This is a genomic window from Exiguobacterium sp. SH0S7 (genome assembly GCF_004337195.1).
In the GTDB taxonomy this organism is placed as follows: domain Bacteria; phylum Bacillota; class Bacilli; order Exiguobacteriales; family Exiguobacteriaceae; genus Exiguobacterium; species Exiguobacterium aurantiacum_A.
Map to the genome: position 1 here is coordinate 130296 of NZ_SJVA01000005.1, position 24211 is coordinate 154506.

Consider the following 24211-nt stretch of genomic DNA (forward strand, 5'->3'; position numbering starts at 1 on the left):
CCAGCTGTTGTTTTTTAGTATCCGCAACCGCCGCGTGATTTCTCCGCTGCCATGCCGCTTCCTGTTTTACCTGCGAGTACGTCGCCTTCCGTCGCTTCGATGATTCGGTCCGTCACCGAGTTGGCGAGCGTCACCGTCACGTATTGAAGGAGGTCGTTCACTTCGACTTGTGTCTCTTGGAACGCCTGGACGACCGGAATCGAATCGAGTTCGTCCATTGCCTTGTCGATTTTTAGTTCGACTTTGGCAAGCGCTTCGGTCTTCCCGTAATGCTTGCAGTTGACCGCTTCTTTTTGTAAATATTTGATCCGTTTGATCAACGTTTGGACGCGTTCACTTTCGTTCACTTTCGTTTCCGCTTCTTTGAAGCGGGCCACTTCTGGAGTCTTTGCCAAAAGGTCGGCTAATTCTTTCGCTTTTTCAATCACTTGTTGGTCAGTCACCATCGTAAACCCCTTTGCACGCTATAATGTTATCGCACGTTTTCATGTGCGCATGTATTCCTCAACATTCTACCATGAACTTCTGGCGAACGGTACCGCACTGCTTTAGGAAGATTTTGTTCTTTCCCGCGTCATATCGACATGCGGGATACCGTCTTCTAAGTATTCTTCACTCGTTCGCGAAAAGCCGAAACTCGCATAGAACGGTTCGACGTATGTCTGAGCTTGTAAGTAGAGCTCGACGGACCCGAAGTCAATGACAGCTTCTTCCATTAGCCTGCGCGAGTACCCTTTGCCTCGATGTGACGCTTTCGTGACGACACGACCGATGGCGATCGGCGTTTCTTCGACGAGAACTCGGAGTGCGGAGACCATCACACCGTCTTCTTCGATCCAGTAATGATGCGCCGTGACATCTTTCCCGTCGACTTCCTGATACGGACAATCTTGCTCGACGACGAACACCTCGGTCCGCAGCGCCAACAGATCATACAGTTCTTTCGTCGTCAGCTCATTAAGTGTTTTCTTATGCATGACACCGTCTCCTTCATTATAGCTTTGCACCGAGCGCACGTCCGACGTGCAACCCGCTCGTCATTGCCCCGATCGTCCCCGCTCCCGGGAACACCGTATCCCCGCACACGAAAAAGTTCGGTAGCGTCGTCCGATAGCTCGCGGCATGGAACAGAGCCTGACGCGGTGTTTGTGCATAGCCGCCGACAGCACCGTGCGGTCGTCTCGTATATTTCACCCACGCTCCTGGACCCCCGGGAAGGAGGACCGCTGATTCGCCCGTCCAGTCCGGAAACGCCCGCTTCACGGCCGAAATGAGACGCTCGGTCCATATTGCTTCTAGTTTCTCATAGGTGGCCCTGTCTTTCCAATCGTCCCACTCTGATAAATCGATATGCGTCGAGACCGTCACGGTCCGTTCGGGGAGAGACGTCCGTAACACGTCGTCCTCGGCCGACATCGAGATGAAGGCATGGCCGGACGGCAAGTCGTCCGTATACACTTGTTGGAATAAGGGCCGGTCCAGACAGACGCGCTCGGGCAACGTCACGTATAGACTGAACGTGCCCCATTGCGATTGCTTCAACTGACGTCGATATTGCCCGGCAAATCGACGCTCGTCAGCACCGCTCAGCAAGCGATGTGTCGCCTCGAGTGGGATCGCGGCAACGACGACGTCGACGATCTCAAGCCGGCCCCGGCGATCGGTCAATAACCAGCCGTCGGCGACGCGCTCGATTCTCATGATTTGACGACCAAGCAGCGTCGTGCCTCCGCTATGTCGAATCGAGCGTTCCAAGGCGTGGGCGAGTGTGTACAATCCACCTTCGACGTAAAATGCCCCTTCATGATAAATCGATAGCGCGACGGTCGCGAGCAAGTGACTCGCCTCGCGTGCCCCCGTCTGTAAACTATCGAGTAAAATGCCATCGATGAATTGCTCGAACGGTGTCCCGCCCAACCGATGACGTCGCAACGTTTCATGTAGCGGACGATATAGTTTTACGAGTGCCGCTACTTGATTCGGCCGAAATCCACGAAATGCGGTCAGCGCATCGTCAAGCGTCCGGAGCGGTAAAGCCGGCAACCGCTCGAACAGCGGTCGAATTCTATCAAAATCCGTCCATACTTCTTGAAAGAATGACCGGATATCCGACTGCAGTTCCGGAAACTTCGCGCTCAGTTCATTGAGAAACGCTTGGCGCGCTTGATAGTAGACGACCGTTCGATCACTCAGATGGACATGCATTACTTCGTCGAGCTTCTCGACTGCGACCGCCTCGTCTAAGTAGTCGAGCACGCGTTGATGGAGTCCGCCTCGTTCGAACCCCATCCCGAGCGTCGCCCCCGCCGGGAAACGGTAGTCCCCGCGGTCAAACTTACCGGCACATCCGCCCCATTCGCGCGATGATTCAAACACAATCACGTCATGTCCCGACCGACTAGCGAGAGCCGCCGTTGTCAACCCGGCAATTCCCCCGCCGATAACCCCAATCTTCATCCCAATCCCCTCCTGAATTCATCATACATCCGGTCGTCCTATTTTTGACGATTGAACGTGCTGCTCGTGACATTTTTCAAGTGTCAGGCAGGGTTCTGACAAATTATGGCGAAAAAACTCGATAAAGGACAGGTGAAGCCATATGCAAAGTCGGGTCATCATTTATTTGCTCATCCCTATCTTGATCTTTATCGGGATTCTCATCACACCGCCATCGGAAGAATCGCAAAAACTCGCGACGATGACGGCCGTCAACATTCAAGAGATGATTCCATATGAACGAGAATACACGGCGCAAGAAGTTTTATTCGAAGCGAATCAAAACGATCATGAGGCCGTGATTGAGGAATGGCGGCTCGAACGTGGGGCCCGAACGACGTACAGTTACGTACTACGACTACAAGGTTTCGAGACAGTCATCCAAGTTGACGCCGGTGCGGCTAACACCCGGTCTGACGGCTATTACGCGATGCAGGCCCACAGTCCGATTTATGAGGCGGACGAGCCGCTGTCGATCGGCTATCCAATCATTTTATTCGCTTCCGAGCAACGGCTCGTATTGAATCAGATGGAAGTGCGTGTCATGTATGAAGAAGACGGCGTGATTGAGAAATGGCGTATCCTTCAATCGGAATAATCACCATGACACAGACAAAATTTATTGAATGAATAGTGAACACCGGAGGGACATATGCAAAAAATATTAATTATCGGCTCTGGTGGATCGGGAAAGTCGACGCTTGCACGGAATATTAGCTCGCGACTCGGCATCGAAGCCCACCATTTGGACGCATTATTATGGAAACCGAATTGGGTTCCTGCCACGAGACAAGAACAGATTGTAATCCAAACCGAGCTAATCGAACGAACGTCCTGGATTATCGACGGCAACTACGGCGGCACGCTCGACTTGAGAATGGAAGCGGCCGATACAATCCTCTATCTCGACTTGCCACTGATTGTTTGTACATATCGCGTCCTGAAACGAATGATCAAATATAAAGGCAAGGCAAGACCGGACATGGAAACTGGTTGTGAGGAGCGGTTTGATCCGAAATTCTTGAAGTGGGTATGGAATTACCCAAAATCGCAGCGCCCGGATGTGTTGCATCGCTTGCAATCGAGCCGTGCCAATCAGAACATCATCATCTTGCGTTCACGGGCGGAAGTTCGTGATTTTTTGACGTCGATTAACCAAGGAGAAAACGATGACATCGAGACTTGAGCCAATCAATGCGGCAAAAACATTTATCACTGTGCATTTCCCCCACTGTCAGGCGGCGGTGTTAGCAGGAAGCATCGTCCGGGGCGAAGCAACGGAAACGTCTGACTTAGACATAGTCGTCTTCGATCAGACGCTCGTCTCGTCTTACCGTGAATCGCTGATCGAATACGGATGGCGCATCGAGCTATTCGCCCACAACTTGACGTCCTACCGCGCCTTTTTCGATCAAGATCGCCAACGCGCCATGCCGTCCTTACCGACAATGGTAGCGGAAAGCGTCGTATTGAAAGATACAGGCGTGATCGAAGCCATCAAACGTGAAGCTAAAGACTTACTCGAGCGCGGCCCAGATGTGTGGTCTGATGAGACGATTGAGATGAAACGATATTTTTTGACAGATGCGCTCGATGACTTGATTGGCTGTCAAAATCGGCAAGAAGGTCTGTTCATCAGCAGTACGATCGGGGATTTAATCTGCGAATTCATCTTGCGCACGAACGGAAAATGGACGGGTACATCAAAATGGGCGTACCGCGCCCTCGCCCGCCACGACAACGAGTTGGCTCATCAACTTGTAGCTGCTCTCGAGTCGTATTATCGAAACAACGAAATTGACGACCTCGTCTGCTTCGTTGACGAGGCGATGTTGCCGTTCGGTGGCAGGTTATTCGCCGGTTTCAGCCGTGGTAAATCAAACGAAAAGTAAGGTGAGACCATGTTCTTTTTACAAATGTCCGGATTTCCGGGCTCAGGCAAATCGACGCTGGCCCGTGCCATCGCGCCTCAGCTCAATGCGGTCATCGTCGACCATGACGTGACGAAGACAGCCTTGCTCGAATCAATGGTGGATCATAAGCTTGACCCGGCACTGGCCGGAAAAGTCGCCTATGACATCGATTGGGCGCTTGTTGCGTTCAATTTGTCACTAGGCCGGAACGTCATTCTGGACAGCCCTTGCCTGTATGATGTGATGCTTGAACGCGGATTGGCACTCGCCGAAAACCATGGCGCCACTTATCGCTACGTCGAGTGTGTCGTCGACGACGTCGATGAAATCAATCGCCGCCTTTCCGAGCGCGAACGCAAGATTAGTCAAATCGAATCCGTTTCCCCGGACGATTTTTATCGAACTGTCGCAAACCGTAAAAAACCAGACTTTATGCATACGCTTACAATCGATGCAAATCGCCCAATCGAGACCTATTTGACCGACGTCATCAGCTACGTGCAGCAGATTGACGGATGATCCTTGTCATCCAGTTTAAAGCGGACTGGATGATTTTTTTTAGCTTTTCTGTATTTTTATACTTTACAATTAATAATTATACAATTACACTTAGTCTCATATCTTGAAGGAGGAATTCATACATGAAAAAGTGGATCGTTACAGGGGGACTAGTCGCAAGCGCATTATTAGCGGGGTGCAGCCAAGAGACAACGGGAGAAGAAAAAAAGACACTCGTCATGGGAACGAGTGCCGATTACTTCCCATATGAGTTCGTTGATACGACGAACGGGGATGAGATCGTCGGTTTCGACATCGAGATCGCTGAAACGGTCACAGAGCGTCTCGGCTATGAGTTAAAGATTGAGGACATGGACTTCGGTAGTTTGCTCGGAGCCTTGAACGCCGGACGGATCGACTTTGTCATGGCCGGCATGACTCCGACCGAAGAGCGGAAAGAAAATGCGTCGTTCTCGGACATCTATTTATCGGCAACGAACTTGATCATGACAAAAGATGAATCGCTAAAAGAGATCGAAGCGCTAGCCGGCAAGAAGATCGGCGTCCAGACCGCTTCAATTCAAGAGACTATCGCTCAAGACCAAGCACCGGACGCTGAACTCGTCTCATTGAATAAGATTCCAGAAATCGTTCAAGAGTTGAACACGGGCCGCATCGACGCGATGGTCATCGAAGACACGGTCGCTCAAAAATACTTAGACCAAGACGCAGGTCTTTATACGTTCGCGCTTAAAGAAGACGGCGAAAAAGGATCGGCGGCCGCTTTCAAATTGGAAGACGACTTGCGTGATCAGTTCAACGATGAGCTGAACAAGATGATCGACTCAGGCGAGATCGATAAACTCGCTAAAAAATGGTTCTCGATGGAGCCGACGGAATGAGGCAAGTCGATCTCCCAATCTATCCCGTCACTTATCCGGAAGGACATCGGTTGAATCAAAACGAAAGCCAGTTCCCGGTGCCGAAGCGATTGCATGAACAGCTGGCAACAATCTCGTTCCATGACCTGCATGAGTATCCGGTCCAACCAATCGATGAACTGTTCACCCGCTACGCGGCCTATGCTGGCGTCGAACCGAACCAGTTGCTCGTAGGCTGTGGCAGTGATGAGATGATTCACGTCGTCACTCAGGCGCTCTTGTCACCAGAAGACGTCGTCTTGTCACCGAGTCCTGACTTCGCGCTCTACCCGATCTTCACGACGATCGCACACGGTCGGCATGTTCAGGCGGACGATTTATCGTATGAGGCGCTCGCCCTGGCGATTCAGCAACATGCACCGAAGCTGTTGCTGTTGTCGAACCCGAACAATCCGACCGGTAAGTTGTGGACGGTCGGTGAGTTGACCGAACTGGCAGGCCTCGTCCCTTATTTAATCGTCGACGAGGCGTATATCGATTTCACGCCTGCATCAAGTATCGTCACGCACTTGAATGAACTGACGAATGTGATCGTCTTACGGACGCTATCAAAGGCGTTCGGCTTAGCCAACGTCCGTCTCGGGTTTATGATCACGACGACCGAACTCGCTCAGTATTTCCGGCAGTTCGTCCCCCCGTTCAATATAAGCGGTGTGAGCGCGAAAATTGCCAACGTCATTTTGGCTGATGCGACCTACTTGGACGAGTCAATCGCTTGGCATCACGATATGCGCGTCAAGTGGTCGGAGTTACTCGGGACGATCGGTCAAGTGCAGCCAGCTGAGGCGAATTTTTTATACGTCACACTCGACGAACCCGAAGCGGTTTGGTCTCACTTAGCCGAGCACGGCATCCATACGTCGCGGCAACCGGACGGGATCCGCGTCACGCTCGGGAACGAGCAAGCACTTGCCCTTGCTCGACAAACATTGATGGCTTGGGCGCACGCATCCGAAACAATTTCATAACTAAAACTAAAAACAGGACCCGGGTCCTGTTTTTAATTTGGGTCAATATTTTTTATGCACGACGCATCATTTGTTGACTTTATAATCATTCCCCATCAAAATTCAATTTGCTGTCTGTATATCTAACTTGAACGATATATTTTCAATATTAGACAAGCTCGTTTCCATTGAAACAGAATTGAGGACATCATATGATTTCACGAAATGAACCGGTCGAATCGAGATGGGGACGCAATCGCATCGGAAATCGTTGGTATTGGACGATTTTGACTCGCTTTTGGTTGGCACACGGTTTTTCATGGCTCTGGTTATTGTTTTCTATCTACATCTCTTTACCTTGGTTGACCGATTTGGCTGCACTGACGAATTGGGTGCTCGCCTTGTTCATCATCGGCGGTATCGCTTACGTTCCGGGCTATTTGATGGCGTTCTTGCTCGCTAGTCTCGTCCTCGATCGGCAGCCGCCGTTCACAAACGAACATCCGGACGAAGCCGTGACGGTCATGATTGCCGCCTACAACGAACAATCATCCATCTACGAGACGATTCGTTACGTGGCACTGCAAGACTACACGGGCCCGCTCCAAGTATTCGTCATTGATAACAACTCAAGCGATGCGACATCAGCCGAAGTGATGCGGGCGCAAGAAGATTTCGACTTACAAATCGAGCTATTGCATGAACCGAGAGCCGGCAAGTTCCAAGCGCTCAATTACGGTTTAACGAAAGTGACTACCTCATTCATCATCACGCTCGATGCCGATACGTTGATTCATCCGTCCGCGATTCGCTATTTGGTCGCACGGCTCGTGTCGAGTCCAAAAGACGTCTGTGCCGTCGCCGGCAGCATGCTCGTTCGCAATAGCCGCAGTTCGTTTTGGACACGGCTTCAAGAGTGGGATTATTTTCTCGGCATCGCATCAATCAAGCGGCTTCAAGGGCTTTACCAAGGGACACTCGTCGCTCAAGGTGCGTTCAGTTTGTACGAGACCGATGCCGTCAAGCTAGTCGGCGGTTGGCCCGACGCGATCGGAGAAGACATCGTTCTCACGTGGCGCCTCCTTGAAATGAAACGTCGCGTCTATTTCGAACCGCTCGCCGTCGCATTCACGGACGCACCTGAATCGTTCCGCCACTTCGCGCGTCAACGGTCGCGTTGGGCCCGTGGGATGATCGAGGGATTGCAAGAAGTGAAACCGTGGCGTCAGCCCCAGCTTTATACGAAGTACTTGACCGGGGTCAATTTGATCATGCCGTATCTCGATATCGCCTTCACGTTCTTCTGGATCCCGGGTCTCGTTCTCGCTCTGTTCGGTCATTATTGGATCGTTGGACCGATGACGCTCCTCGTCCTGCCATTGACCGTCCTTAGCTATGGACTGCTCTACTTCTACCAACGCGATTACGTTTTCAAAAACTTGAACTTACGGGTCCGCAAAAACTTCTTCGGATTCATCTTTTTTGTTGTGAGCTATCAATTGTTCATGTCCCCGATTTCCGTTTGGGGTTATGCCCAAGAAACGCTCAACGTAAAACGAGTCTGGAAATGAACAATGACTTTTCCGAACGAGTTCGGAAAGGTCATTTTAAGATTCATGGAATCAGCTTGATCACTCGGGCCGGATTTCCCCCGACGACGGCACGGGCCGGCACGTCTTTCGTCACGACCGCACCTGAGGCGATGACCGCATCGTCCCCAATCGTCACGCCCGGATTGATGATGGCCCCGCCACCGATCCAGACGCGATGTCCGACCGTGACCGGTTTGCCATACTCGAGGCCTGAGATCCGTTCTGTCGGGTCGAGCGGATGGGTTGCTGTATAGATATGGACACCTGGAGCAAGCATACAATCATCTCCGAATCGAATCGGACAGATATCTAAAAACACGCAGTCAAAGTTCGCAAAAAAACGGTCCCCGAGATGAATGTTGTATCCGTAGTCACACTTGAACGTCGGTTCGAGGTAGAACGATGCCCCGGTCGAACCGAACAGTTCGCCGAGTACTTGCTTGCGGACGTCGAGCTCATCGATCCCAGACTGATTGAACCGCTCCGTCAGACGTCGCGCCTGCCGCCGGTCAGCGACGAGTTCCAAATCACCGGCCAGATAAAGTTCACCTTGAATCATCTTTTCTTTTTCTGTCATGTTTTTGCCTCCATTCTATTTTATTATAGAGGAATATTGGCGAGAATAGGGAATAGGAAAATGGACGAATCAGAGGAGGTAATTGACTATGAAACGCATTCTTGATTGCAAAGCGAGTGATTTCTTGACGTTCAACCGTAACGATTTGATTGAGTCGATCCGAAAAGCCGAAGGCCGGACCGTGCTCGCCGAAGTCATTCCGACCGTGCAGCCGCTCTATCCCGAAGTGACGAACGCCGAGCTCGCCCGAGCGTTCGGTGCCGACATGATCTTGCTCAACATGCTTGACGTGTTCCATCCGTACATAAAGGGGCTTGAAAGCCACGCCCTATTCGGCGACATACCGGGTGAGACGATGTCCGACAATCCGATCACGGAATTAAAACGGCTGATCGGACTGCCGGTCGGTGTCAATCTCGAGCCTGTCGACTTCAGCGAGAAGTCCTCGGACATGTTCGACGTGAAACAAGGCCGACTGGCGACGCAGGAAGCGTTCGCCCGCGCTTCCGAACTTGGGATCGACTTCGTCTGTTTGACCGGTAATCCGAACACCGGTGTCACGAATGAGGCCATCGAAAAGGCGATCATCACGGCCCGATCGGAATTTGCCGGCGTCATCATTGCCGGGAAGATGCATCAAGCGGGTGTCGGTAACGTGATCGACCGTGATGCGTACGTCCGCTTTGCCGAAGCTGGTGCCGACATCATCTTGATTCCCGCGCCAGGAACCGTCCCAGGTGTCCGTGAAGACGAGTTCTATCACGTGACGCAAGAAATCCAAGCACTGAACAAGCTCGTCTTGGCCGCCATCGGAACGTCACAAGAAGGCGCCGACGAAGGGACGATCCGCGACATCGCCTTATCATCAAAACGCGGCGGTACCGACATCTTCCATATCGGCGACGCCGGTCTGTCCGGAATCGCCACACCTGAGAATATTCAAGCGTTGTCGATCGCTATCCGTGGACGCCGTCATACGTACATTCGTATGGCCGCTTCCGTCAATCGTTAACCAGAAAGGGAAGGAAGCCGCGGCTTCCTTCCCTTTGTCTGTCACCATTCCGTGACGTCGCGGCGCGGTTTCGCCGGTGTCGTCGTCCCATGCCGTTCGGCGAGCAACGTCTCGACGTCATGTAAGGAGACGCCTTTGGCTGCGAGCAAGACGAGCAAGTGGTACAACAAATCAGCCGTCTCTTCGACCAAGTCTTCATCGTTCAATGCAGCAATGACGACCTCGAACGACTCTTCCCCAAACTTTTTCGCAATTTTGTCTAACCCTTCATCAAACAAGTACGACGTATAAGAACCTTCTTTCGGCTCTGTCTTTCGTTCTTGAATCAGTTTTTCGAGTTCGTGGATCATGTGTTCACCTCCGTAAAAAAGCAACTGCGATTTCCGGTATGACACGTCGGTCCGTTCGCATGGACGCGGACTAACAGCGCGTCTTGATCGCAATCGACATGGATGCTCTCAAGGTCGAGCGTGTTGCCGCTCGATTCACCTTTCATCCAAAGCCGCCCTTTCGAACGTGACCAGAACGTGACGATATTCGTCTCAAGCGTCTTCTGAATCGCCTCATCGTTCATATAACCTAGCATGAGCACGGCGTTATCTTCCGTCGAAACGATAATCGCCGGGATTAGTCCGTTTGCGTCGTAACGAACCGCATCGGCAAGTTGTTCGCGCTGCATACGTGCTTCACCTCTTCTACTGTCGTTTTTCGGTCGTGCAAGATCGAAGCGAGTAAGGCGGCGTCGACTGTTTCAAGTGCCTCGACGACGTGTTCAGCGTTCCCGGCCCCGCCTGAGGCGATGATCGGGATATCGACCGCTGCCCGTAGCAATTCGAGAATTTTTAAATCATAGCCACTCTGTTTCCCGTCTTGGTTCATCGACGTGACGAGCAGCTCCCCGGCCCCGAGTTCAGCGACGCGCTTGGCCCAATCGACTGCCGTCAGCTCGGTCCGGTGTTTCCCGCCGTACGTGTATACGTAATAGTCACCTTCTTCGAAACGGACGTCGATGGCGACGACGATACACTGGGAACCGAAACGTTCGGCTGCCCGCTTGATCAAGTCAGGTGACTCGACGGCGAGCGTGTTGAGCGACACTTTGTCGGCTCCTGCTTTGAGCAGGGACGAGATGTCTTCAAGTGAACGGATGCCGCCCCCGACCGTGAGCGGGATGAACACTTTTCGGGCGACGGCACTGACGACGTCAAGCATCGTCTGTCTTCGTTCCGTGCTTGCCGTAATGTCTAGAAAGACAAGTTCATCCGCACCTGAGGCGTCATAGTACTTGGCAATCTCGACAGGGTCACCGATGTCACGCAGTTCGACAAACTCGATGCCTTTGACGACACGTCCGTCTTTCACGTCTAAACATGGGATGATTCTACGCTTTAGCATGTCGCGCCTCCCATTCGATCAAGTCGTCAAGACTGACTTTGCCAGACAAAAGCGCTTTCCCGACGACCGCCTCATCAATTCCGGCCTCACTCAGTGCCTTGACGTCGGCTTCGGTCGTGACACCGCCCGAGGCGATGAGCGTGACCGAGACAGCTTCCCGGAGCGCCTTCATGCGCTCTAAGTTCGGTCCGTTCAGTTTCCCGTCCGAACCGATGTCCGTGTAAAGAATCGTCTCGACCCCGCGGCTGGCGAGATCGATGGCCACATCGATGTCTTTTAGTTCGGTCGCGTCTTGCCAGCCGTTGATGGCGACGATGCCGTCATAGGCGTCAAGGGCGACGGCGACACGACTCCCGTACTTGGCGAGTGCCCGGTCCAGGAAATCAGGATCGGTGAACGCCTTCGTACCGAGCAGGACACGGTCCACACCAGTAGCCATGACAGCATCAAGCGCTGCTTCGGAGCGAATCCCTCCACCCGTTTGGACGAAAAAGCCGCACGATTTGGCGAAACGGACGACATCGAGATGTTTCGGCTCACCAGCTTTCGCTCCTTCTAAATCGATCAAGTGGAGCATCGGGACGCGCCCGGTCCATTCTTTTAACTTCTCATACGGGTCGCCGTATTGCTCTTCCGTGTTGAAATCTCCTTCAGTCAGGCGGACAATCTTGCCGCCGATTAAGTCAATTGCCGGTAGCAGTTTCACGTTCGACCGCCTCCTTCCATTCTTTTAATAAGCTGAGTCCGAACGCGCCGCTCTTCTCCGGGTGAAATTGCATCCCGGTCACGAGACCTGATCGGACGATGGCCGGTACGCGCTCTCCCATATAGTCAGCTGAGGCGACGATATTGTCGTCAGCGGTCACGACGTGATATGAGTGGACGAAATAGACGTCCTCGTCGCGTAAAATCGAGTTCCAACCGACGTGAGGCAACCGTTTGGCCCGCATCCGTTCGACCCGTCCTTCAATCAAACCAAGTCCTGGCGTCGGCATGCCTTCCGTGCTCGACTCGAATAACAGTTGCATCCCGAGACAAATCCCAAGCAACGGCTTCTCTGTCGCCACTCGCTTGAGCAACGGAATGAGTCCCGTGTCCTCAAGCGACTGCATCGCTTGCGGGAACGCACCGACGCCAGGCAAGAGGATGGCGTCGGCCGCTTCGATTTCAGCCGGATCGTTCGTGATCGTGACGTAACAACCGATCGCTTGTAGCGCCCGTTCGACGTTGAAGACGTTTCCCATGCCGTAGTCAATCACCGCGACGTTCATCCTTCGATCCGTCCTTTCGTCGAAGGGAGGCGGTCGAGCCCGTCTTTCCCGATCGCTTCGGCGAGGGCGCGGCCGAACGCTTTGAACAGCCCTTCGATCATATGGTGCGAGTTCGAGCCGTATAACACGTCAAGATGGAGCGTCAACCGCGCGTTCATCGCGACGGCGCGGAAGAACTCTTCCGCGAGTTCCGTGTCGAAGTCACCGAGCTTCGGATTGTTGATTTCAGCTCGGTAGACGAGGAACGGGCGTCCCGAGACGTCGATGACGGCCCGGGCGAGTGTCTCGTCCATCGGCAAGTAGCTCGTCCCGTAGCGACGGATCCCGACTTTGTCCCCGAGCGCTTCTAAGATCATCTGCCCGAGGGCGATGCCGACGTCTTCGACCGTGTGGTGCGCATCGACCCATGTGTCCCCTTCGACTTGCACCGTTAAGTCGATGCGGCTATGGAAGGCGAACAGTGTCAACATATGGTCGAAAAAGCCGACGCCTGTCTTAATGTCACTTTGACCTGTACCGTCTAAATCGAGGCGAAGCTCGATGTTCGTTTCTTTCGTCTCACGTTTAATTTCAGCTGTTCTCAAAAGAAGTCACCTCTTCTAACATTTGTTTGATGAATCGATACGCCTCGTCCGTCCCCGCACTGACGCGCAGTCCGGTCGGAAACGCACGGACGTGGACACCGTAAGCGAGGAACCGCTCGGCCCACAGCTCACTATTGGGCGTCTCGACGTATAGGAAGTTGGCCCGGCTCGGCAAGACGTTGCCGATTGGTACGAGCAGTCGTTCGAGCTTTTGACGTTGCCCGTTATGGAAGGCGACGGACTGAGCGATATAATCCGGGTCGTCAAGGACGACGGTCGCAACAGCCGCGCTCAATCCACTGACGTTGAACGGCGAGCGGAACCGGTCGATCTTCTCGATCAAATCGGGATGGGCGATCATGAAGCCGATTCGTAAGTTCGCGAGTCCGAACGCTTTCGATAACGTCCGCAAAATGATGACGTTCGGGTAATCCACGAGTCGCGACTTGAAGGAATCACTCATCGTGAAGTCGATATACGCCTCGTCGACGACGAGGTACGGAACTTGTTTCGCAATCATTTCTAATTGGTCGAGCGTCCACATCTTCCCGGTCGGATTGTTCGGGTTCGACACGAGCACAAGTTTCGGTTCGTTCGCTTCAATCAATCGAAGCAATGAATCGATCGTGAGGCCGTCTGCCTCAGGTTGGAAGAACTGGCCCCGGGCGATGTGCGCGTAAATGCCGTACATCGAAAAGTCGGGTGCCGGTGCCAAGACGACGTCTTCTGTGTCGAGAATGGCTTGACAAAGTATGGCGAGCAGCTCATCGCTGCCGCTCCCGACCATCAATTGGTCAGGTTGTACACCCGCATAAGTCGCATAGCTAGTTTTAAGGGCCGTCAGCTCATCGACCGGATAACGGCTGAGTGAGCGGAGCGTCACGAGCTGAATCGCTCGTTGCAAGCGCTCCGGCAGCTCGAATTGACTCTCGTTTTGATTTAGCGCGTATCCGCTCACCGCATGTGGGACATAGCGCGGGATCGCTGTATAGTTACGTCTCATACGTCCTCCAATCGGACCGCCATCGCTCGGGCGTGTCCTTCAAGCTGTTCTTGTCTCGCGATTCGGATCGCGGCGCGTGTGACCGCTTCGTCGATCGCTGTCATCTCGAGAAACGTCTGTCTGCGGTAAAAATCATCGACCGACAGTCCGCTCGAGAAGCGGGCCGTCCCGCTCGTCGGCAAGACGTGGTTCGGTCCGGCAATATAGTCACCGAACGCCTCGGCCGCCTCATGGCCGAGGAAGAACGAGCCGCCGTGGCGAATCTGTGCCATATAATCGGCTGGATCTGTCACCGCAAGTTGCACGTGTTCGGCCGCCATATCGTTCGCGTAGCGAATTGCTTCTGCTTTCGTTTTGACGAGGACGCCTCCGCGCTTGAGCGCTTCGACTGCAATGTCGCGACGTGGCAGATCGAGCAGTTGCTTGTCCAGCTCAGACCGAATCGCTTCGGCCTGTTCACTTGTCGTCACGAGGGCGAGTGCTGTCGCTTCGACGTCATGCTCGGCTTGCGCGAGCAGGTCAGCTGCGATCCATCTAGGATTGGCCGTTTCGTCGGCGATGATCAACACCTCGGACGGACCGGCGACGGAATCAATCCCGACGAAATGCGAGACGAGTGACTTCGCGGTCGCCACATAAGCGTTGCCCGGCCCGACGATCTTATCGACGGCCGAAATCGTCTCGGTGCCGAACGCGAGTGCGGCGACGGCTTGGGCGCCACCGACGAGATAACATTCGTCGGCACCGGCAATCTTCGCGGCAATCAACAGCGATAAGTCGATCCCGCCTTGTTTCGGTGGCGTCACCATGACGACCCGCTTCACTCCGGCCACTTTCGCTGGGATGATGTTCATCAACACACTCGACGGGTAGACCGCCGTCCCGCCAGGCACATAGACACCGACCGAATCGAGCGGCATGAACCGACGACCGAGCCGGAACATCTCATCTTCGAAGACGTCGTCTTGACGCTGTTGCCGCGCATGAAACGTACGGATCCGTTCGGCCGCGAGCGTTAGCGCCTCGGTCAATTCCCGATACGCCTCCGGCGGTTCAAACGTCTCAAGGTCGACCGTTTCAATCACATCGACCCCGTCAAATTGCGTCGTCCATTCGAGGAGCGCCGCGTCACCTCTCGCCTCAACCGATTCTAAAATCGGTTTGACGGCTTCTGCCCACTGTTCTCGGCGCGTGCGATTCGTTTGTCCGTTCATCTGTCTGCCTCCTTGCTTAACCGGCGAATCCACGCTTTCAATTCGTCCGGGTCGTTCGCGAGCGCTGTCTCGCTCGTGATGAATTTCGCGTTAACCGTGAAAATCGTCTCATATTCTTCTAAATCGTTCGCGCGAAGCGTCGCCCCCGTCTCGACGATATCGACGATGCAGTCGGCGAGACCGGTCAACGGCGCGAGTTCGACCGAACCGTTCAAAGCGATCACTTCGACGTTTTGACGTTTCGAGGCAAAGTGCGAGATGGCGATATTCGGATACTTGCTGGCAACTTTCAGCTTCTTCGTACCGTTTCTCCGTTCTCTCGGACCACATACCGCCATGCGGCAACGGCCGAATGGCAAATCGACGACTTCGAGGACGCCTGGTGTCTTCTCGCGTAAAATGTCGCCGCCGACGACTCCGACGTCCGCTGCGCCATGCATGACGTATTTATAGACGTCATCGCCTTTGACGAAGATGAATTCATGACCGTCTACTTCGACGGTCAACTCACGGCCCCGCTTTTCCGGCCAAACGGTGAGACCGACTTGTTCAAAATACTCACGGGCCGCTGTTTCGATGCGCCCTTTCGCGATTGCGACTTTCATTTGATCACCTCACCTAACTGTTCTAAGTCGAGCGATAGTCCGAAGGCACGTCGCGACTGTCCGAAATGCCCGTATAACGAGTCGTAACGGCCACCTGAGAGGACGCGTCTGCCGTCGATACTGCCGGTCACGGTCAAACCTGAATAATAATCAAAGTCGCCGGTCTGTCCGAAGTCGTACGAGACGTTCAATCCGATCGCACGTAGATGTTCGACCGCATGCTCCACTTCGTCGATCGCCGGTTTTAAGCCCGGTTCCGCGAGGTCGCGTAACTCTGCTAACGCCGAGTCACCGATCAAGAACGGCAGCTTGGCGATCAACGGGTATTGATACGATTCCGCGAGGTCGCGAAGTGACTCCAAATTACGGAGTGCTAAGTATTGACGCAACGTCCGTTCCGGGATACCGGCCTCGTTCGCCACTAACGCGATCAATGCAGCAGATCCGACTTGGATGCGTAAGCTTCCTTTCGGCAGGACCCGTTCCGTCATACTAAGGAACGATTCGATCAACTCCATATCTTTTGAATCCCCATCGATCCATTCAAGACCGAGTTGCTGACGTTCATGCGGTTGTCCCGAATGCTTCGGCGTGCGTCGATAGACGGCACCGGCATAAGCGACGCGCATCGGTTCATGTCCGTCGGCGAGCTTCCTTGCGATCTGGAGCGTGTAGTCCGGTCTCATGACGAGCAACTCCCCATCGTTGCCGAACAAGCGGTAATACGCCGACTCATCGAAGAGTGCGAGATCTTGATAATGGGAATAGTATTCAACGAGCGGCGGCTCGATCACACTATAGCCGTCCCCCTCGGCCCGCTCTAAAAATGATTTTATCCATTGCTTCGGACGCAGCACGTCCTCACCTTGCAACTCGTGCCATCCTTCCGGGATGGATCCTTTTTTATTGAACCAAATCATCAGTATCACCCTTTACCTTATTATCACTTTACCAAACTAAAGTAGTGTGTTAAATTTATCAAATCAAGCCAATGCTGTCAACCGGCGAACTCGAAAGGAACGATGTTTGATGATTGATTATACCCATGATGGCCACGTCCATACCCCATTTTGTCCGCACGGATCGACCGATTCACTCAACGCGTACGTCGAACAAGCATTTGCTCAAGGAGTTCGGACGCTGACGTTCACCGAGCACGCCCCGCTGCCGGAACGTTTCATTGATCCGACACCAGACCAAGACTCGGCGATGGCGCTCGACTTATTGCCCCGTTATATAGAAGAGATCGGACAGTTGAAACGAGATTACGCCGAAAGACTCGAGATTCGGGTCGGTCTCGAGATCGACTATTTGCCGGGATATGTCGACGAGACGCTCGCCTTGCTCGAGCCCTATCGCTCATACCTCGACGAGACGATCTTGTCTCAACACTTTCTACAAGTCGAAGGCGAGCTCCTGCCCGTCGACTTCTCACCGGAGACGTTTGATACGCTTGTCAGCCGGATCGGGTCGTTCGAAGAAGTGCTACGCCGGTATTACGAAGCGCTCGAGACCGGGTTAGAGTTCCCATGGGAGCGACTGAACGTCACGCGCATCGGGCATATCGATTTACCGATTAAATATCAGACGAACTACTCATGGGACCGTGCGAACGTCAAAGACGCCGAGTCGCGACTGTTGCGTACAATCGCCTCACGCGGGTTCGGACTAGATTTCAACACCGCCGGGCTCCGTAAAGCCGCCTGCGGACAGCCATACGCCATGGCCGTCGCCGCTGAAGCGACCCGGCTCGGCATCCCACTCGTGCTCGGTTCGGACGCCCATATCGCGGCAGATGTCGGTGCCGACTTTAAAAATATGCAAAAAAAAGCCACGTTCCTATGAACGTGGCTCCTTAACAGCGATCTAGCTATCTAGATCCCCATGTTTGGTTTGTCGACAACGATATGGCGTTCCATTTCTTCATCTACTATTTATATTACCACACTCGTCACGAGTTACAAGACAAAAGTGAACTACTCACCACTTATTTGCTTCGCAACTTGAAGTGGGAGCTTCTTGGGAAGACCGTGCTTTGACCAGCCACGGTTGTGGACCAAGCTCGTCGGGCAGTCCCTGCCCTGGAGTGTTTCAGTCGGCGAGACCCAACAGGTTGAGGCTCGCGTTGACGTCGCGGTCATGGTGCGTGCCGCATGCGGCGCATGTCCACTCGCGGACGTGCAGGTCCTTCTTGCCGCCGTTCCCGCCACAGGCCGAACAGACCTGGGTCGAGGCGAACCACGGGGCGGCCTGGATCAGTGTGCGGCCGTGGAACCTGCATTTGTAGGCGAGCTGGCGGACGAACTCGCCCCATCCGGCGTCCCCGATCGACTTTGCCAGGCGGCGGTCCTGCATCATCTCCCTCGGTTTCAGCGTCTCGACGACGACGACTTGGTTCTCGTCGACGATGCGTCGTGACAGCTTGTGGAGGAAGTCATGTCGGCGGTTCCGTACCTTTTCATGCTTTTTGGCCAACAGGAGCCGCGCCTTCTCGCGGTTCCGGCTGCCGGGCTTCTTGCGGGAGAGCGCGCGCTGCGCCCGTCTCAGCCGTTCCTCGGCCTCGCGCAGGTTGCGCGGGTTCGGGATCTTCTCCGTCACCATCGCGTCGTTCGTCATGACGGCGAAGTGCCCGAGGCCGAGGTCGATCCCGATCTTGTGCTCGGCCGGGACCCACGGCTCGTCGGGCTGCTCGACGAGGAGCGACACGAAGAACTTGCCCGTCTTCGTCATCGACACGGTCGCCGACCGGATCTCGCCGTCGAAGATTCGGTGCTGTGTGAAGCGGATGAACCCGACCTTCGGGAGCCGGACCCGGCCCCCTTCGATGCGGATCGTGCCGTGCTGGTTGTTCGTCGTGTAGGAGGCGCGCGCTTTCCGTCTCGACTTGAACACCGGGAAGCCGGCCGCCCCGGCGAAGAACTTCGCGAACGCAGTGTCGAGGTGCAGCTTTGCGTTGGCGAGCGCGAGGCTGTCCGCCTCGGCGAGGAACGGGAACAGGGGCTTGTACGAGGCCGGTGTCGGCAGTTTTCGCTTCGGCCCGCCGCTCGCCTTCGCCTCCTCGTGGATGGCGATGCGGTCCTCGAGCAGCTTGTTGTAGACGAACCGGGCGCAGCCGATCGTCCTGACCAGGAAATCGGCCTGTTCCGCCGTCGGGTGGAGCCTGTATTTGTAGCCCTTCAGCATGTCTCCGCCTCCTCCCGGCCGATGATCGTGATGAACGCCTTCCTCATCCGATACCCGCGGCGGGGGCGGAGAAATCTGACGAAATCACGAACTTCTGTTCGTCATATCTGTCACAGGGGTGGTCAAGAGGTTTATGTATGGGCGATTCATCTCCCACCTACGCTGGTCCATGCCCAGAGACGCTTAGAGGTGGGAGAATTCTCGCCTAAATCAGTTAAAAAGGATGACCCGAAAGTCATCCTAACTTTTAAACTGCCATTTCGGCATACATGTCTTTTAACTGTTTCGTCGCGGCTTCATCCATCTGAAGGGCGACGAGCTCGACGAAGCGAAGGGCTGGATCGGTATCACCTGACAAGGCGACGATTTCAGCAGCCGCGCCGTCAAGAGCGAGTAGAATTCCTGAAACACCTAGCGTCGGGTAGTAACGGAGCAACGCCCGGACATGCTTCATCTCGGAGACGTCATTTCCATTAATTTTGAGTGATTTAACGGCAAGCTCTTTGTGCGTGCCAATTGCAAATTTATCTTCCCATACCTCTTCAAGTGTGATCAACGCTTCCACATCATAGGCACCATCTGTGAAACGAACTAGTTTTTCCATGTGACATATCCCCTCTCGTTTATCTACTCTTATTATAAAAAAGATTCAGCGGAATAGTTTGTGAAATATTGAACATTATGTGTAAACTTTGTCTCACCTGATGATTAGACATAAAAAAAGGCCCCTCCGAGGAGGGGCAAGTAATGGAAGAGTAAAACACCATTGGCAGTACATTAATAATATAACATCGAATGTAAACGTTTACAATGTGTTTTTGAAACTTTTTTCAAGCGGCATATGTAAGACGTCAATCCCGCTTTCTCGCATCAAATCAAGGCCATCCCCGTGCTCATAGCCGACAGCGTACACGACTCGGGCCACCCGTGCCGCGATGAGCGCGAGCGAGCAAGAATGGCATGGTGAATGGGTCACATAGGCTGTAGCACCGAACGCGTTCGTCGAATCGGCGGCTAATTTCCCGATTGCATTGATCTCGGCATGGATCTCGTGTTGTTTTGACCAATTGTGATGTTCGAACGGGTCGCTACATTTAACAAATGTCACACCTTGCTCGATGATGCGCACAGAAGGCTCGGTCAAGTCGATCGTATCATCCGTCACGTATTCGGCTCGTTGGTAAAATCCGTCTTCACGTTTTAGAAAGATTTCATTACAGTTCGTATGTCCCGGCGGTGTCCCGTTCAATCCGATCGAGATCGGTTTCTCATCTTTGACGATGACACAGGCGACACTTTTCGAGGCACATTTCGAGTGCCGCTCCGCCATCATATCGGCGAACTGCAACCACGTCTCGTCCCACAATCGTTGTTTCTCCATCCTGATCCTCCTCATGGAAAAAGAAAGTCTGAATGCTCAGACTTTCTTTTTAGTATCCAGTCTCTTTTGGCAACTCTTTATTCTTTGAGGCAATTTCGATGACTTTTTCTTTCAGTTCGTGCTCCATCCGATCGAGCTCACGTTCGGCCTCACGACGCTTCTGCTTGCCTTCCTGTTGGATACGCAGCGTTTCGTCGAGCGTTGACAATAGATTCTCGTGCGCGACTTTGAGCGATTCGACCGAAACGATCCCTTTTTCGTTCTCGGTTGCGATCTCGATCGACGAGTCTTTCAACATTTTCGAGTTTTGTTCGAGCAGTTGGTTCGTCGTCTTCGTGACGTCTTGCTGCATCCGGAGTGCCGTTTTCTGGCGCGTCAAGCTGAGAGCGAGGACGACTTGGTTTTTCCAAAGAGGAATCGTATTGACGACAGCCGACTCGATTTTCTCCGCTAAGATTTGGTTATTTTGTTGGATGACACGGATTTGTGGTGCCATCTGCAGACTGATCGTCCGACTCAACTTCAAATCATGCAACTTCTTCTCGAACCGGTCTGTCAGTTGGATCATATCGTTTAGCTGTTGCAACTTCACTTGATCTCTCGTCGTTTCGACTTCTTGACGGAGCGGCGCGATCTCGTGATCGCGAACGTGGTCGAGCTTCGTCTCACCGGCTGCGATATAGACGTTCAATTCTTCGAAGTAGCGCTTGTTCTTGTCATACATTTGATCGAGCATCGTAATGTCCTTCATCAGACCGAACTTGGCTCGGTCGAGATTGTGAATGACTTCTTCCAAATAGACGTTCATTTTTTCAAATTGAAGCTTATAATTTTCAGCTTTCTTTTTCGCTCGTCCGATGAGCGGCAAGTTGTCCATAAAACTCTTCTTCTCCGGTTGAAGCATATCCGGATCCATCTTCCGAACGTTTTGCATCAAATCGGACAGTAACTTACCTGCGTCTCCGCCGTCTTTCATGCGGACCTCGGTCAAGATCTGATCAGAGAATTGAGATAGTTCACGTTGGACGTTCGATCCGAATAACATGACGGAGTCTGTTTTTTTAATATCGATCGACTCGGCGATCCGGGTGATTCGTTCCCGGTGTTGTTGCGGAACGTCGGCTTTCGGTTGGATGGCCGGCACCTCATGTTTTTCTGTCACCGAGGACCAATCCACAGACGGGTCAGAGATTTCCTCTGTCCCGGTCTTTGTTCTTGTCTGTGAAGTGAGGTCTTCTTCTGGCCATGACTGCCAGTTCGTTTCATTCGATGAAGTCATGTTTTTTTCTCCCTTCCGGTTGATCTGCCAATACCCGTTCCATCATAATCAATTCGCGTTCAAAGTCGACAGCGTCGTCTTCGAGCAGACGGCTCCGTTGTTCTTTGAACTTATCGACGATGAGCCGCATATTGGTGATCAGTTGCTCTCGTGTCTCTTCTTGAATGACGACACGTTTTCCTTCTAGTTCTTTAAATTTCAAGACGACGGACACGAGCGAGTCTAAATAAAACGTGAACAGATCTCTTACGTGCTTCGCGTCTTGGGGGTTCTCGAACAATTCGGCAAACAGTTCGTGTGCCTCTCTCGAGACCGCCTTCATTTCACGACGAACCTCGACATCTTTTATTTCAGGCAGGATACGATCGATCTGCTGGAGTTTCTCGTACCCTTGCTCGATCGTCCGTTGTAAAAATTGCAGTTCCAAGTCGTCTGTCGCTTCGAACTGACGGACCGGTGCCACATCTTCCATCGGTTTAAGGATGCGGGAACCGACGAACGGTTCTTCTTCATCGAGCAGCAGTTTTTTCTTCGCCCGTTTCGCTACCGGTGCGGGTGCCCGCTTACGCCGTTTGTTACTCGACCACACCTCGTTCAATACGAGCGCCCCGACGATGATAAACAGCCAGGAGAAATCAAACACACTTATGGCAAAATACAGGATCGCCCCGGTCAGGGCCCATTTCATCCATGTCTTCATCCTTGTCACCTCGTCTCATGATACTTCTATTGTACCTTACGTGAACCGTCAACAAAAGTTTCGTCATCTTTATAAGCTTAGCATAATGACGCCGTCCCCTCTCTCGGTCGCAAGTACGAAAAAAAGCAAGGGAAAGTTCCCCTTGCTTAGCTATTCAACCATGTCGAGACCATAACGATTGCGACCGTCACCGGGATGACATAACGAATGAGGAAACGCCATACCGGATACAGTTTAGCGCCCGTCCCGGACGTTTGAATCTCGTCTTGCAAAATGCGCTCATCGACGACATATCCGACAAAAATCGATGTCAAAAGCGCACCGACCGGCATCAAGACGTAACTGACGACGTAATCCATCGAGTCGAAAAATGTTCGGCCGTCCAAGAACTCCATCTCACTCATCACCCCGAACGATAGGGCCGAGGGGATCCCGACGGCGAACACGATGGCCGCCGAGAGGAGTGTGACGTTACGCTTCGACATCGTTTGTTTCTTCTCGTTCAATTTATCCGTCACACCGGCGACGACGACTTCGAGCATCGCGATCGAAGACGTGATCGAGGCGAACGTGAACAATAAGAAGAACAATACCATGAAGAAGCCGCCGAGTGGGACTTGGTTAAATACGGCCGGCAACACGACGAACAAGAGCGCCGGACCTTCTGCCGGATCGAGCCCCGAGGCGAAGACGGCCGGGAAGATGGCGAGCCCCGCCAAAATTGAAACAGTGACGTTCAACAAGACGATCATGTTTGCCGAACGGTTGAGCGTCCCTTTCGTTTGAATGTACGAGGCGTATGTGAGCATCGCCGCCACCCCGAGCGACAGCGAGAAGAACGCTTGCCCGAGCGCGAACAAGACCGACTCGCCGGTCAGTGCCGAGAAGTCAGGCTGCAAGAAGAAGCGGACCCCTTCCATGGCACCGTCAAGTGTCAACGAGCGGATGACGAGCACGATGAAACTGACGAACAGGAGTGGCATTAGAATCTTGCTCATCCGCTCGATTCCGCCTTCTACCCCTTTCAAGACGATGAGTAGCGTAATCAATAAAAATAAAAATTGTCCGAAGACGGCAATCCCAGGAGATGAGACGACGTCCGCGAACACGGTCCCGAACTCGTCAGGTGACCGGCCGCTGAGCGTCCCGCTCAAGCCGAGCCCGACATAGATCAACACCCATCCACCGATGACACTGTAGAATGATAGCAGTAAGAAGCAAGCGATTACGCCGAGGTAACCGACCAATGTCCAACGGCGATGGCCGAGTTTTTTAAAGGCAAGGAGCGCCGTCTTTTGCGTCGAACGCCCGACGATGAACTCACCAATGAGAAGTGGCAGACCGAGTAAGAATGTGAACGCTAAAAACATGAGTAAAAAGGCGCCGCCCCCACTTGTTCCCGTGACATATGGAAATTTCCAGATGGCACCAAGACCGATTGCGGACCCTGCGGCCGCTAAAATGAATCCAATTTTTGAGGCGAACGAATTTTGCGCCATGACTATCCCTACTTCCTGTTTTCATTTCATTTTCATAATAATAGTGAAATACTAACACGGTTCAGAAACGAGAACAACAAAAAACAGAGAAAAGTCTGAATTCTTTCCTCTGCCTTCATAA

29 protein-coding genes are annotated in these 24211 nt (G+C 53.2%); 9 read left to right on the plus strand and 20 right to left on the minus strand.

Going from position 1 to position 24211, the window contains the following annotated elements; all coding sequences use genetic code 11:
* Positions 1-14: 14 nt before the first annotated feature.
* From EVJ22_RS10100 to EVJ22_RS10110, 3 genes are all read right to left on the minus strand, one after another.
* The gene (locus EVJ22_RS10100) at positions 15-446 is read right to left on the minus strand and encodes a YlbF/YmcA family competence regulator (protein ID WP_070327373.1); all 432 of its coding nucleotides are present in this window, start codon (positions 444-446) and stop codon (positions 15-17) included.
* Positions 447-548: 102 nt separating this feature from the next.
* The gene (locus EVJ22_RS10105; protein ID WP_131443866.1) at positions 549-977 is read right to left on the minus strand and encodes a GNAT family N-acetyltransferase; all 429 of its coding nucleotides are present in this window, start codon (positions 975-977) and stop codon (positions 549-551) included.
* Positions 978-993: 16 nt separating this feature from the next.
* Positions 994-2457, minus strand: coding sequence for a phytoene desaturase family protein (locus tag EVJ22_RS10110; protein ID WP_131443867.1), 1464 nt, complete (start codon positions 2455-2457; stop codon positions 994-996).
* A 142-nt stretch (positions 2458-2599) separates the two neighbouring features.
* Between EVJ22_RS10110 and EVJ22_RS10115 the strand changes: the two genes are divergently transcribed.
* The 7 genes from EVJ22_RS10115 to EVJ22_RS10145 all read left to right on the plus strand — a co-directional run bounded on the left by EVJ22_RS10115 (position 2600) and on the right by EVJ22_RS10145 (position 8366).
* Positions 2600-3094: a hypothetical protein gene (locus EVJ22_RS10115; RefSeq protein ID WP_071397376.1), complete on the plus strand. Its 495-nt coding sequence runs from the start codon at positions 2600-2602 to the stop codon at positions 3092-3094.
* A 54-nt stretch (positions 3095-3148) separates the two neighbouring features.
* Positions 3149-3682, plus strand: a complete 534-nt coding sequence (locus EVJ22_RS10120; protein ID WP_131443868.1) for a DNA topology modulation protein — start codon at positions 3149-3151, stop codon at positions 3680-3682.
* Positions 3666-4388 (plus strand): nucleotidyltransferase domain-containing protein, encoded by a 723-nt coding sequence (locus EVJ22_RS10125; protein ID WP_071397374.1) that lies wholly within the window; start codon positions 3666-3668, stop codon positions 4386-4388. The genes EVJ22_RS10120 and EVJ22_RS10125 overlap by 17 nt, the downstream gene beginning before the upstream one ends.
* A 24-nt stretch (positions 4389-4412) precedes the next feature.
* Positions 4413-4928 carry a P-loop nucleotide/nucleoside kinase family protein gene (locus EVJ22_RS10130; RefSeq protein WP_233589676.1) on the plus strand — a complete coding sequence of 172 codons (516 nt, stop codon included), beginning with the start codon at positions 4413-4415 and terminating at the stop codon, positions 4926-4928.
* Positions 4929-5050: 122 nt separating this feature from the next.
* Positions 5051-5809: a transporter substrate-binding domain-containing protein gene (locus EVJ22_RS10135; protein WP_131443870.1), complete on the plus strand. Its 759-nt coding sequence runs from the start codon at positions 5051-5053 to the stop codon at positions 5807-5809.
* A complete protein-coding gene (locus EVJ22_RS10140) occupies positions 5806-6816 on the plus strand; it encodes a pyridoxal phosphate-dependent aminotransferase (protein WP_131443871.1) in 1011 nt (336 codons plus the stop codon). Before EVJ22_RS10135 ends, EVJ22_RS10140 begins: the two co-directional genes overlap by 4 nt.
* A gap of 191 nt (positions 6817-7007) precedes the next feature.
* Positions 7008-8366, plus strand: coding sequence for a glycosyltransferase family 2 protein (locus EVJ22_RS10145; protein WP_131443872.1), 1359 nt, complete (start codon positions 7008-7010; stop codon positions 8364-8366).
* A gap of 43 nt (positions 8367-8409) precedes the next feature.
* Here the strand turns inward: EVJ22_RS10145 and EVJ22_RS10150 are convergent, their stop codons facing one another.
* On the minus strand, positions 8410-8964 hold the full coding sequence (locus EVJ22_RS10150; protein WP_016509483.1) for a maltose acetyltransferase domain-containing protein: 555 nt from the start codon (positions 8962-8964) through the stop codon (positions 8410-8412).
* Between the two features lie 88 nt (positions 8965-9052).
* Here EVJ22_RS10150 and EVJ22_RS10155 point away from each other — a divergent pair, with 88 nt between their 5' ends.
* Positions 9053-9976: a DUF7916 family protein gene (locus EVJ22_RS10155; protein WP_070327381.1), complete on the plus strand. Its 924-nt coding sequence runs from the start codon at positions 9053-9055 to the stop codon at positions 9974-9976.
* Positions 9977-10017: 41 nt separating this feature from the next.
* Here the strand turns inward: EVJ22_RS10155 and hisE are convergent, their stop codons facing one another.
* The 10 genes from hisE to EVJ22_RS10205 are packed head-to-tail and all read right to left on the minus strand — an operon-like array spanning position 10018 to position 16968.
* A complete protein-coding gene (gene hisE / locus EVJ22_RS10160; protein WP_070327382.1) occupies positions 10018-10326 on the minus strand; it encodes a phosphoribosyl-ATP diphosphatase in 309 nt (102 codons plus the stop codon).
* Entirely contained in the window at positions 10323-10655 is a 333-nt protein-coding gene (gene hisI / locus EVJ22_RS10165) for a phosphoribosyl-AMP cyclohydrolase (protein WP_035386293.1), read from the minus strand. The genes hisE and hisI overlap by 4 nt, the downstream gene beginning before the upstream one ends.
* Positions 10604-11371 (minus strand): imidazole glycerol phosphate synthase subunit HisF, encoded by a 768-nt coding sequence (hisF, locus tag EVJ22_RS10170; RefSeq protein ID WP_070327383.1) that lies wholly within the window; start codon positions 11369-11371, stop codon positions 10604-10606. Before hisF ends, hisI begins: the two co-directional genes overlap by 52 nt.
* Positions 11358-12077: a 1-(5-phosphoribosyl)-5-[(5-phosphoribosylamino)methylideneamino]imidazole-4-carboxamide isomerase gene (locus EVJ22_RS10175; protein WP_071397366.1), complete on the minus strand. Its 720-nt coding sequence runs from the start codon at positions 12075-12077 to the stop codon at positions 11358-11360. Before EVJ22_RS10175 ends, hisF begins: the two co-directional genes overlap by 14 nt.
* The gene (gene hisH / locus EVJ22_RS10180) at positions 12055-12642 is read right to left on the minus strand and encodes an imidazole glycerol phosphate synthase subunit HisH (protein WP_071397365.1); all 588 of its coding nucleotides are present in this window, start codon (positions 12640-12642) and stop codon (positions 12055-12057) included. The genes EVJ22_RS10175 and hisH overlap by 23 nt, the downstream gene beginning before the upstream one ends.
* On the minus strand, positions 12639-13226 hold the full coding sequence (hisB, locus tag EVJ22_RS10185) for an imidazoleglycerol-phosphate dehydratase HisB (protein WP_070327386.1): 588 nt from the start codon (positions 13224-13226) through the stop codon (positions 12639-12641). Before hisB ends, hisH begins: the two co-directional genes overlap by 4 nt.
* Entirely contained in the window at positions 13213-14229 is a 1017-nt protein-coding gene (locus EVJ22_RS10190) for a pyridoxal phosphate-dependent aminotransferase (protein ID WP_131443873.1), read from the minus strand. Before EVJ22_RS10190 ends, hisB begins: the two co-directional genes overlap by 14 nt.
* A complete protein-coding gene (gene hisD / locus EVJ22_RS10195; RefSeq protein WP_071397363.1) occupies positions 14226-15443 on the minus strand; it encodes a histidinol dehydrogenase in 1218 nt (405 codons plus the stop codon). The genes EVJ22_RS10190 and hisD overlap by 4 nt, the downstream gene beginning before the upstream one ends.
* Positions 15440-16048, minus strand: coding sequence for an ATP phosphoribosyltransferase (gene hisG, locus EVJ22_RS10200; RefSeq protein WP_070327389.1), 609 nt, complete (start codon positions 16046-16048; stop codon positions 15440-15442). Before hisG ends, hisD begins: the two co-directional genes overlap by 4 nt.
* Positions 16045-16968 carry an ATP phosphoribosyltransferase regulatory subunit gene (locus EVJ22_RS10205; protein WP_070327390.1) on the minus strand — a complete coding sequence of 308 codons (924 nt, stop codon included), beginning with the start codon at positions 16966-16968 and terminating at the stop codon, positions 16045-16047. Before EVJ22_RS10205 ends, hisG begins: the two co-directional genes overlap by 4 nt.
* Before the next feature lie 109 nt (positions 16969-17077).
* Here EVJ22_RS10205 and hisJ point away from each other — a divergent pair, with 109 nt between their 5' ends.
* On the plus strand, positions 17078-17893 hold the full coding sequence (gene hisJ / locus EVJ22_RS10210) for a histidinol-phosphatase HisJ (RefSeq protein ID WP_131440131.1): 816 nt from the start codon (positions 17078-17080) through the stop codon (positions 17891-17893).
* A gap of 246 nt (positions 17894-18139) precedes the next feature.
* Here hisJ and EVJ22_RS10215 read toward each other — a convergent pair whose 3' ends face one another.
* The 6 genes from EVJ22_RS10215 to EVJ22_RS10240 all read right to left on the minus strand — a co-directional run bounded on the left by EVJ22_RS10215 (position 18140) and on the right by EVJ22_RS10240 (position 24090).
* Entirely contained in the window at positions 18140-19231 is a 1092-nt protein-coding gene (locus tag EVJ22_RS10215) for an RNA-guided endonuclease TnpB family protein (protein ID WP_131443874.1), read from the minus strand.
* Between the two features lie 247 nt (positions 19232-19478).
* A complete protein-coding gene (locus EVJ22_RS10220; protein ID WP_016509485.1) occupies positions 19479-19835 on the minus strand; it encodes a hypothetical protein in 357 nt (118 codons plus the stop codon).
* A 201-nt stretch (positions 19836-20036) separates the two neighbouring features.
* Positions 20037-20612, minus strand: a complete 576-nt coding sequence (locus tag EVJ22_RS10225) for a deoxycytidylate deaminase (RefSeq protein ID WP_071397360.1) — start codon at positions 20610-20612, stop codon at positions 20037-20039.
* Between the two features lie 49 nt (positions 20613-20661).
* Positions 20662-21891, minus strand: a complete 1230-nt coding sequence (locus EVJ22_RS10230; RefSeq protein WP_071397359.1) for a toxic anion resistance protein — start codon at positions 21889-21891, stop codon at positions 20662-20664.
* The gene (locus tag EVJ22_RS10235) at positions 21875-22591 is read right to left on the minus strand and encodes a 5-bromo-4-chloroindolyl phosphate hydrolysis family protein (protein ID WP_016509957.1); all 717 of its coding nucleotides are present in this window, start codon (positions 22589-22591) and stop codon (positions 21875-21877) included. The genes EVJ22_RS10230 and EVJ22_RS10235 overlap by 17 nt, the downstream gene beginning before the upstream one ends.
* 146 nt (positions 22592-22737) lie before the next feature.
* Positions 22738-24090, minus strand: coding sequence for a sodium-dependent transporter (locus tag EVJ22_RS10240; protein ID WP_131443875.1), 1353 nt, complete (start codon positions 24088-24090; stop codon positions 22738-22740).
* Positions 24091-24211 lie beyond the last annotated feature (121 nt).

Excerpts from the sequence above, each read along its gene's own strand:
- EVJ22_RS10100 (WP_070327373.1), bottom strand. The coding sequence starts at position 446 with ATGGTGACTGACCAACAAGTGATTGAAAAAGCGAAAGAATTAGCCGAC.
- EVJ22_RS10105 (WP_131443866.1), bottom strand. The coding sequence starts at position 977 with ATGCATAAGAAAACACTTAATGAGCTGACGACGAAAGAACTGTATGAT.
- EVJ22_RS10110 (WP_131443867.1), bottom strand. The coding sequence starts at position 2,457 with ATGAAGATTGGGGTTATCGGCGGGGGAATTGCCGGGTTGACAACGGCG.
- EVJ22_RS10115 (WP_071397376.1), top strand. The coding sequence starts at position 2,600 with ATGCAAAGTCGGGTCATCATTTATTTGCTCATCCCTATCTTGATCTTT.
- EVJ22_RS10120 (WP_131443868.1), top strand. The coding sequence starts at position 3,149 with ATGCAAAAAATATTAATTATCGGCTCTGGTGGATCGGGAAAGTCGACG.
- EVJ22_RS10125 (WP_071397374.1), top strand. The coding sequence starts at position 3,666 with ATGACATCGAGACTTGAGCCAATCAATGCGGCAAAAACATTTATCACT.
- EVJ22_RS10130 (WP_233589676.1), top strand. The coding sequence starts at position 4,413 with ATGTCCGGATTTCCGGGCTCAGGCAAATCGACGCTGGCCCGTGCCATC.
- EVJ22_RS10135 (WP_131443870.1), top strand. The coding sequence starts at position 5,051 with ATGAAAAAGTGGATCGTTACAGGGGGACTAGTCGCAAGCGCATTATTA.
- EVJ22_RS10140 (WP_131443871.1), top strand. The coding sequence starts at position 5,806 with ATGAGGCAAGTCGATCTCCCAATCTATCCCGTCACTTATCCGGAAGGA.
- EVJ22_RS10145 (WP_131443872.1), top strand. The coding sequence starts at position 7,008 with ATGATTTCACGAAATGAACCGGTCGAATCGAGATGGGGACGCAATCGC.
- EVJ22_RS10150 (WP_016509483.1), bottom strand. The coding sequence starts at position 8,964 with ATGACAGAAAAAGAAAAGATGATTCAAGGTGAACTTTATCTGGCCGGT.
- EVJ22_RS10155 (WP_070327381.1), top strand. The coding sequence starts at position 9,053 with ATGAAACGCATTCTTGATTGCAAAGCGAGTGATTTCTTGACGTTCAAC.
- hisE (WP_070327382.1), bottom strand. The coding sequence starts at position 10,326 with ATGATCCACGAACTCGAAAAACTGATTCAAGAACGAAAGACAGAGCCG.
- hisI (WP_035386293.1), bottom strand. The coding sequence starts at position 10,655 with ATGCAGCGCGAACAACTTGCCGATGCGGTTCGTTACGACGCAAACGGA.
- hisF (WP_070327383.1), bottom strand. The coding sequence starts at position 11,371 with ATGCTAAAGCGTAGAATCATCCCATGTTTAGACGTGAAAGACGGACGT.
- hisH (WP_071397365.1), bottom strand. The coding sequence starts at position 12,642 with ATGAACGTCGCGGTGATTGACTACGGCATGGGAAACGTCTTCAACGTC.
- EVJ22_RS10190 (WP_131443873.1), bottom strand. The coding sequence starts at position 14,229 with ATGAGACGTAACTATACAGCGATCCCGCGCTATGTCCCACATGCGGTG.
- hisD (WP_071397363.1), bottom strand. The coding sequence starts at position 15,443 with ATGAACGGACAAACGAATCGCACGCGCCGAGAACAGTGGGCAGAAGCC.
- hisG (WP_070327389.1), bottom strand. The coding sequence starts at position 16,048 with ATGAAAGTCGCAATCGCGAAAGGGCGCATCGAAACAGCGGCCCGTGAG.
- EVJ22_RS10205 (WP_070327390.1), bottom strand. The coding sequence starts at position 16,968 with ATGATTTGGTTCAATAAAAAAGGATCCATCCCGGAAGGATGGCACGAG.
- hisJ (WP_131440131.1), top strand. The coding sequence starts at position 17,078 with ATGATTGATTATACCCATGATGGCCACGTCCATACCCCATTTTGTCCG.
- EVJ22_RS10215 (WP_131443874.1), bottom strand. The coding sequence starts at position 19,231 with ATGCTGAAGGGCTACAAATACAGGCTCCACCCGACGGCGGAACAGGCC.
- EVJ22_RS10220 (WP_016509485.1), bottom strand. The coding sequence starts at position 19,835 with ATGGAAAAACTAGTTCGTTTCACAGATGGTGCCTATGATGTGGAAGCG.
- EVJ22_RS10225 (WP_071397360.1), bottom strand. The coding sequence starts at position 20,612 with ATGGAGAAACAACGATTGTGGGACGAGACGTGGTTGCAGTTCGCCGAT.
- EVJ22_RS10230 (WP_071397359.1), bottom strand. The coding sequence starts at position 21,891 with ATGACTTCATCGAATGAAACGAACTGGCAGTCATGGCCAGAAGAAGAC.
- EVJ22_RS10235 (WP_016509957.1), bottom strand. The coding sequence starts at position 22,591 with ATGAAGACATGGATGAAATGGGCCCTGACCGGGGCGATCCTGTATTTT.
- EVJ22_RS10240 (WP_131443875.1), bottom strand. The coding sequence starts at position 24,090 with ATGGCGCAAAATTCGTTCGCCTCAAAAATTGGATTCATTTTAGCGGCC.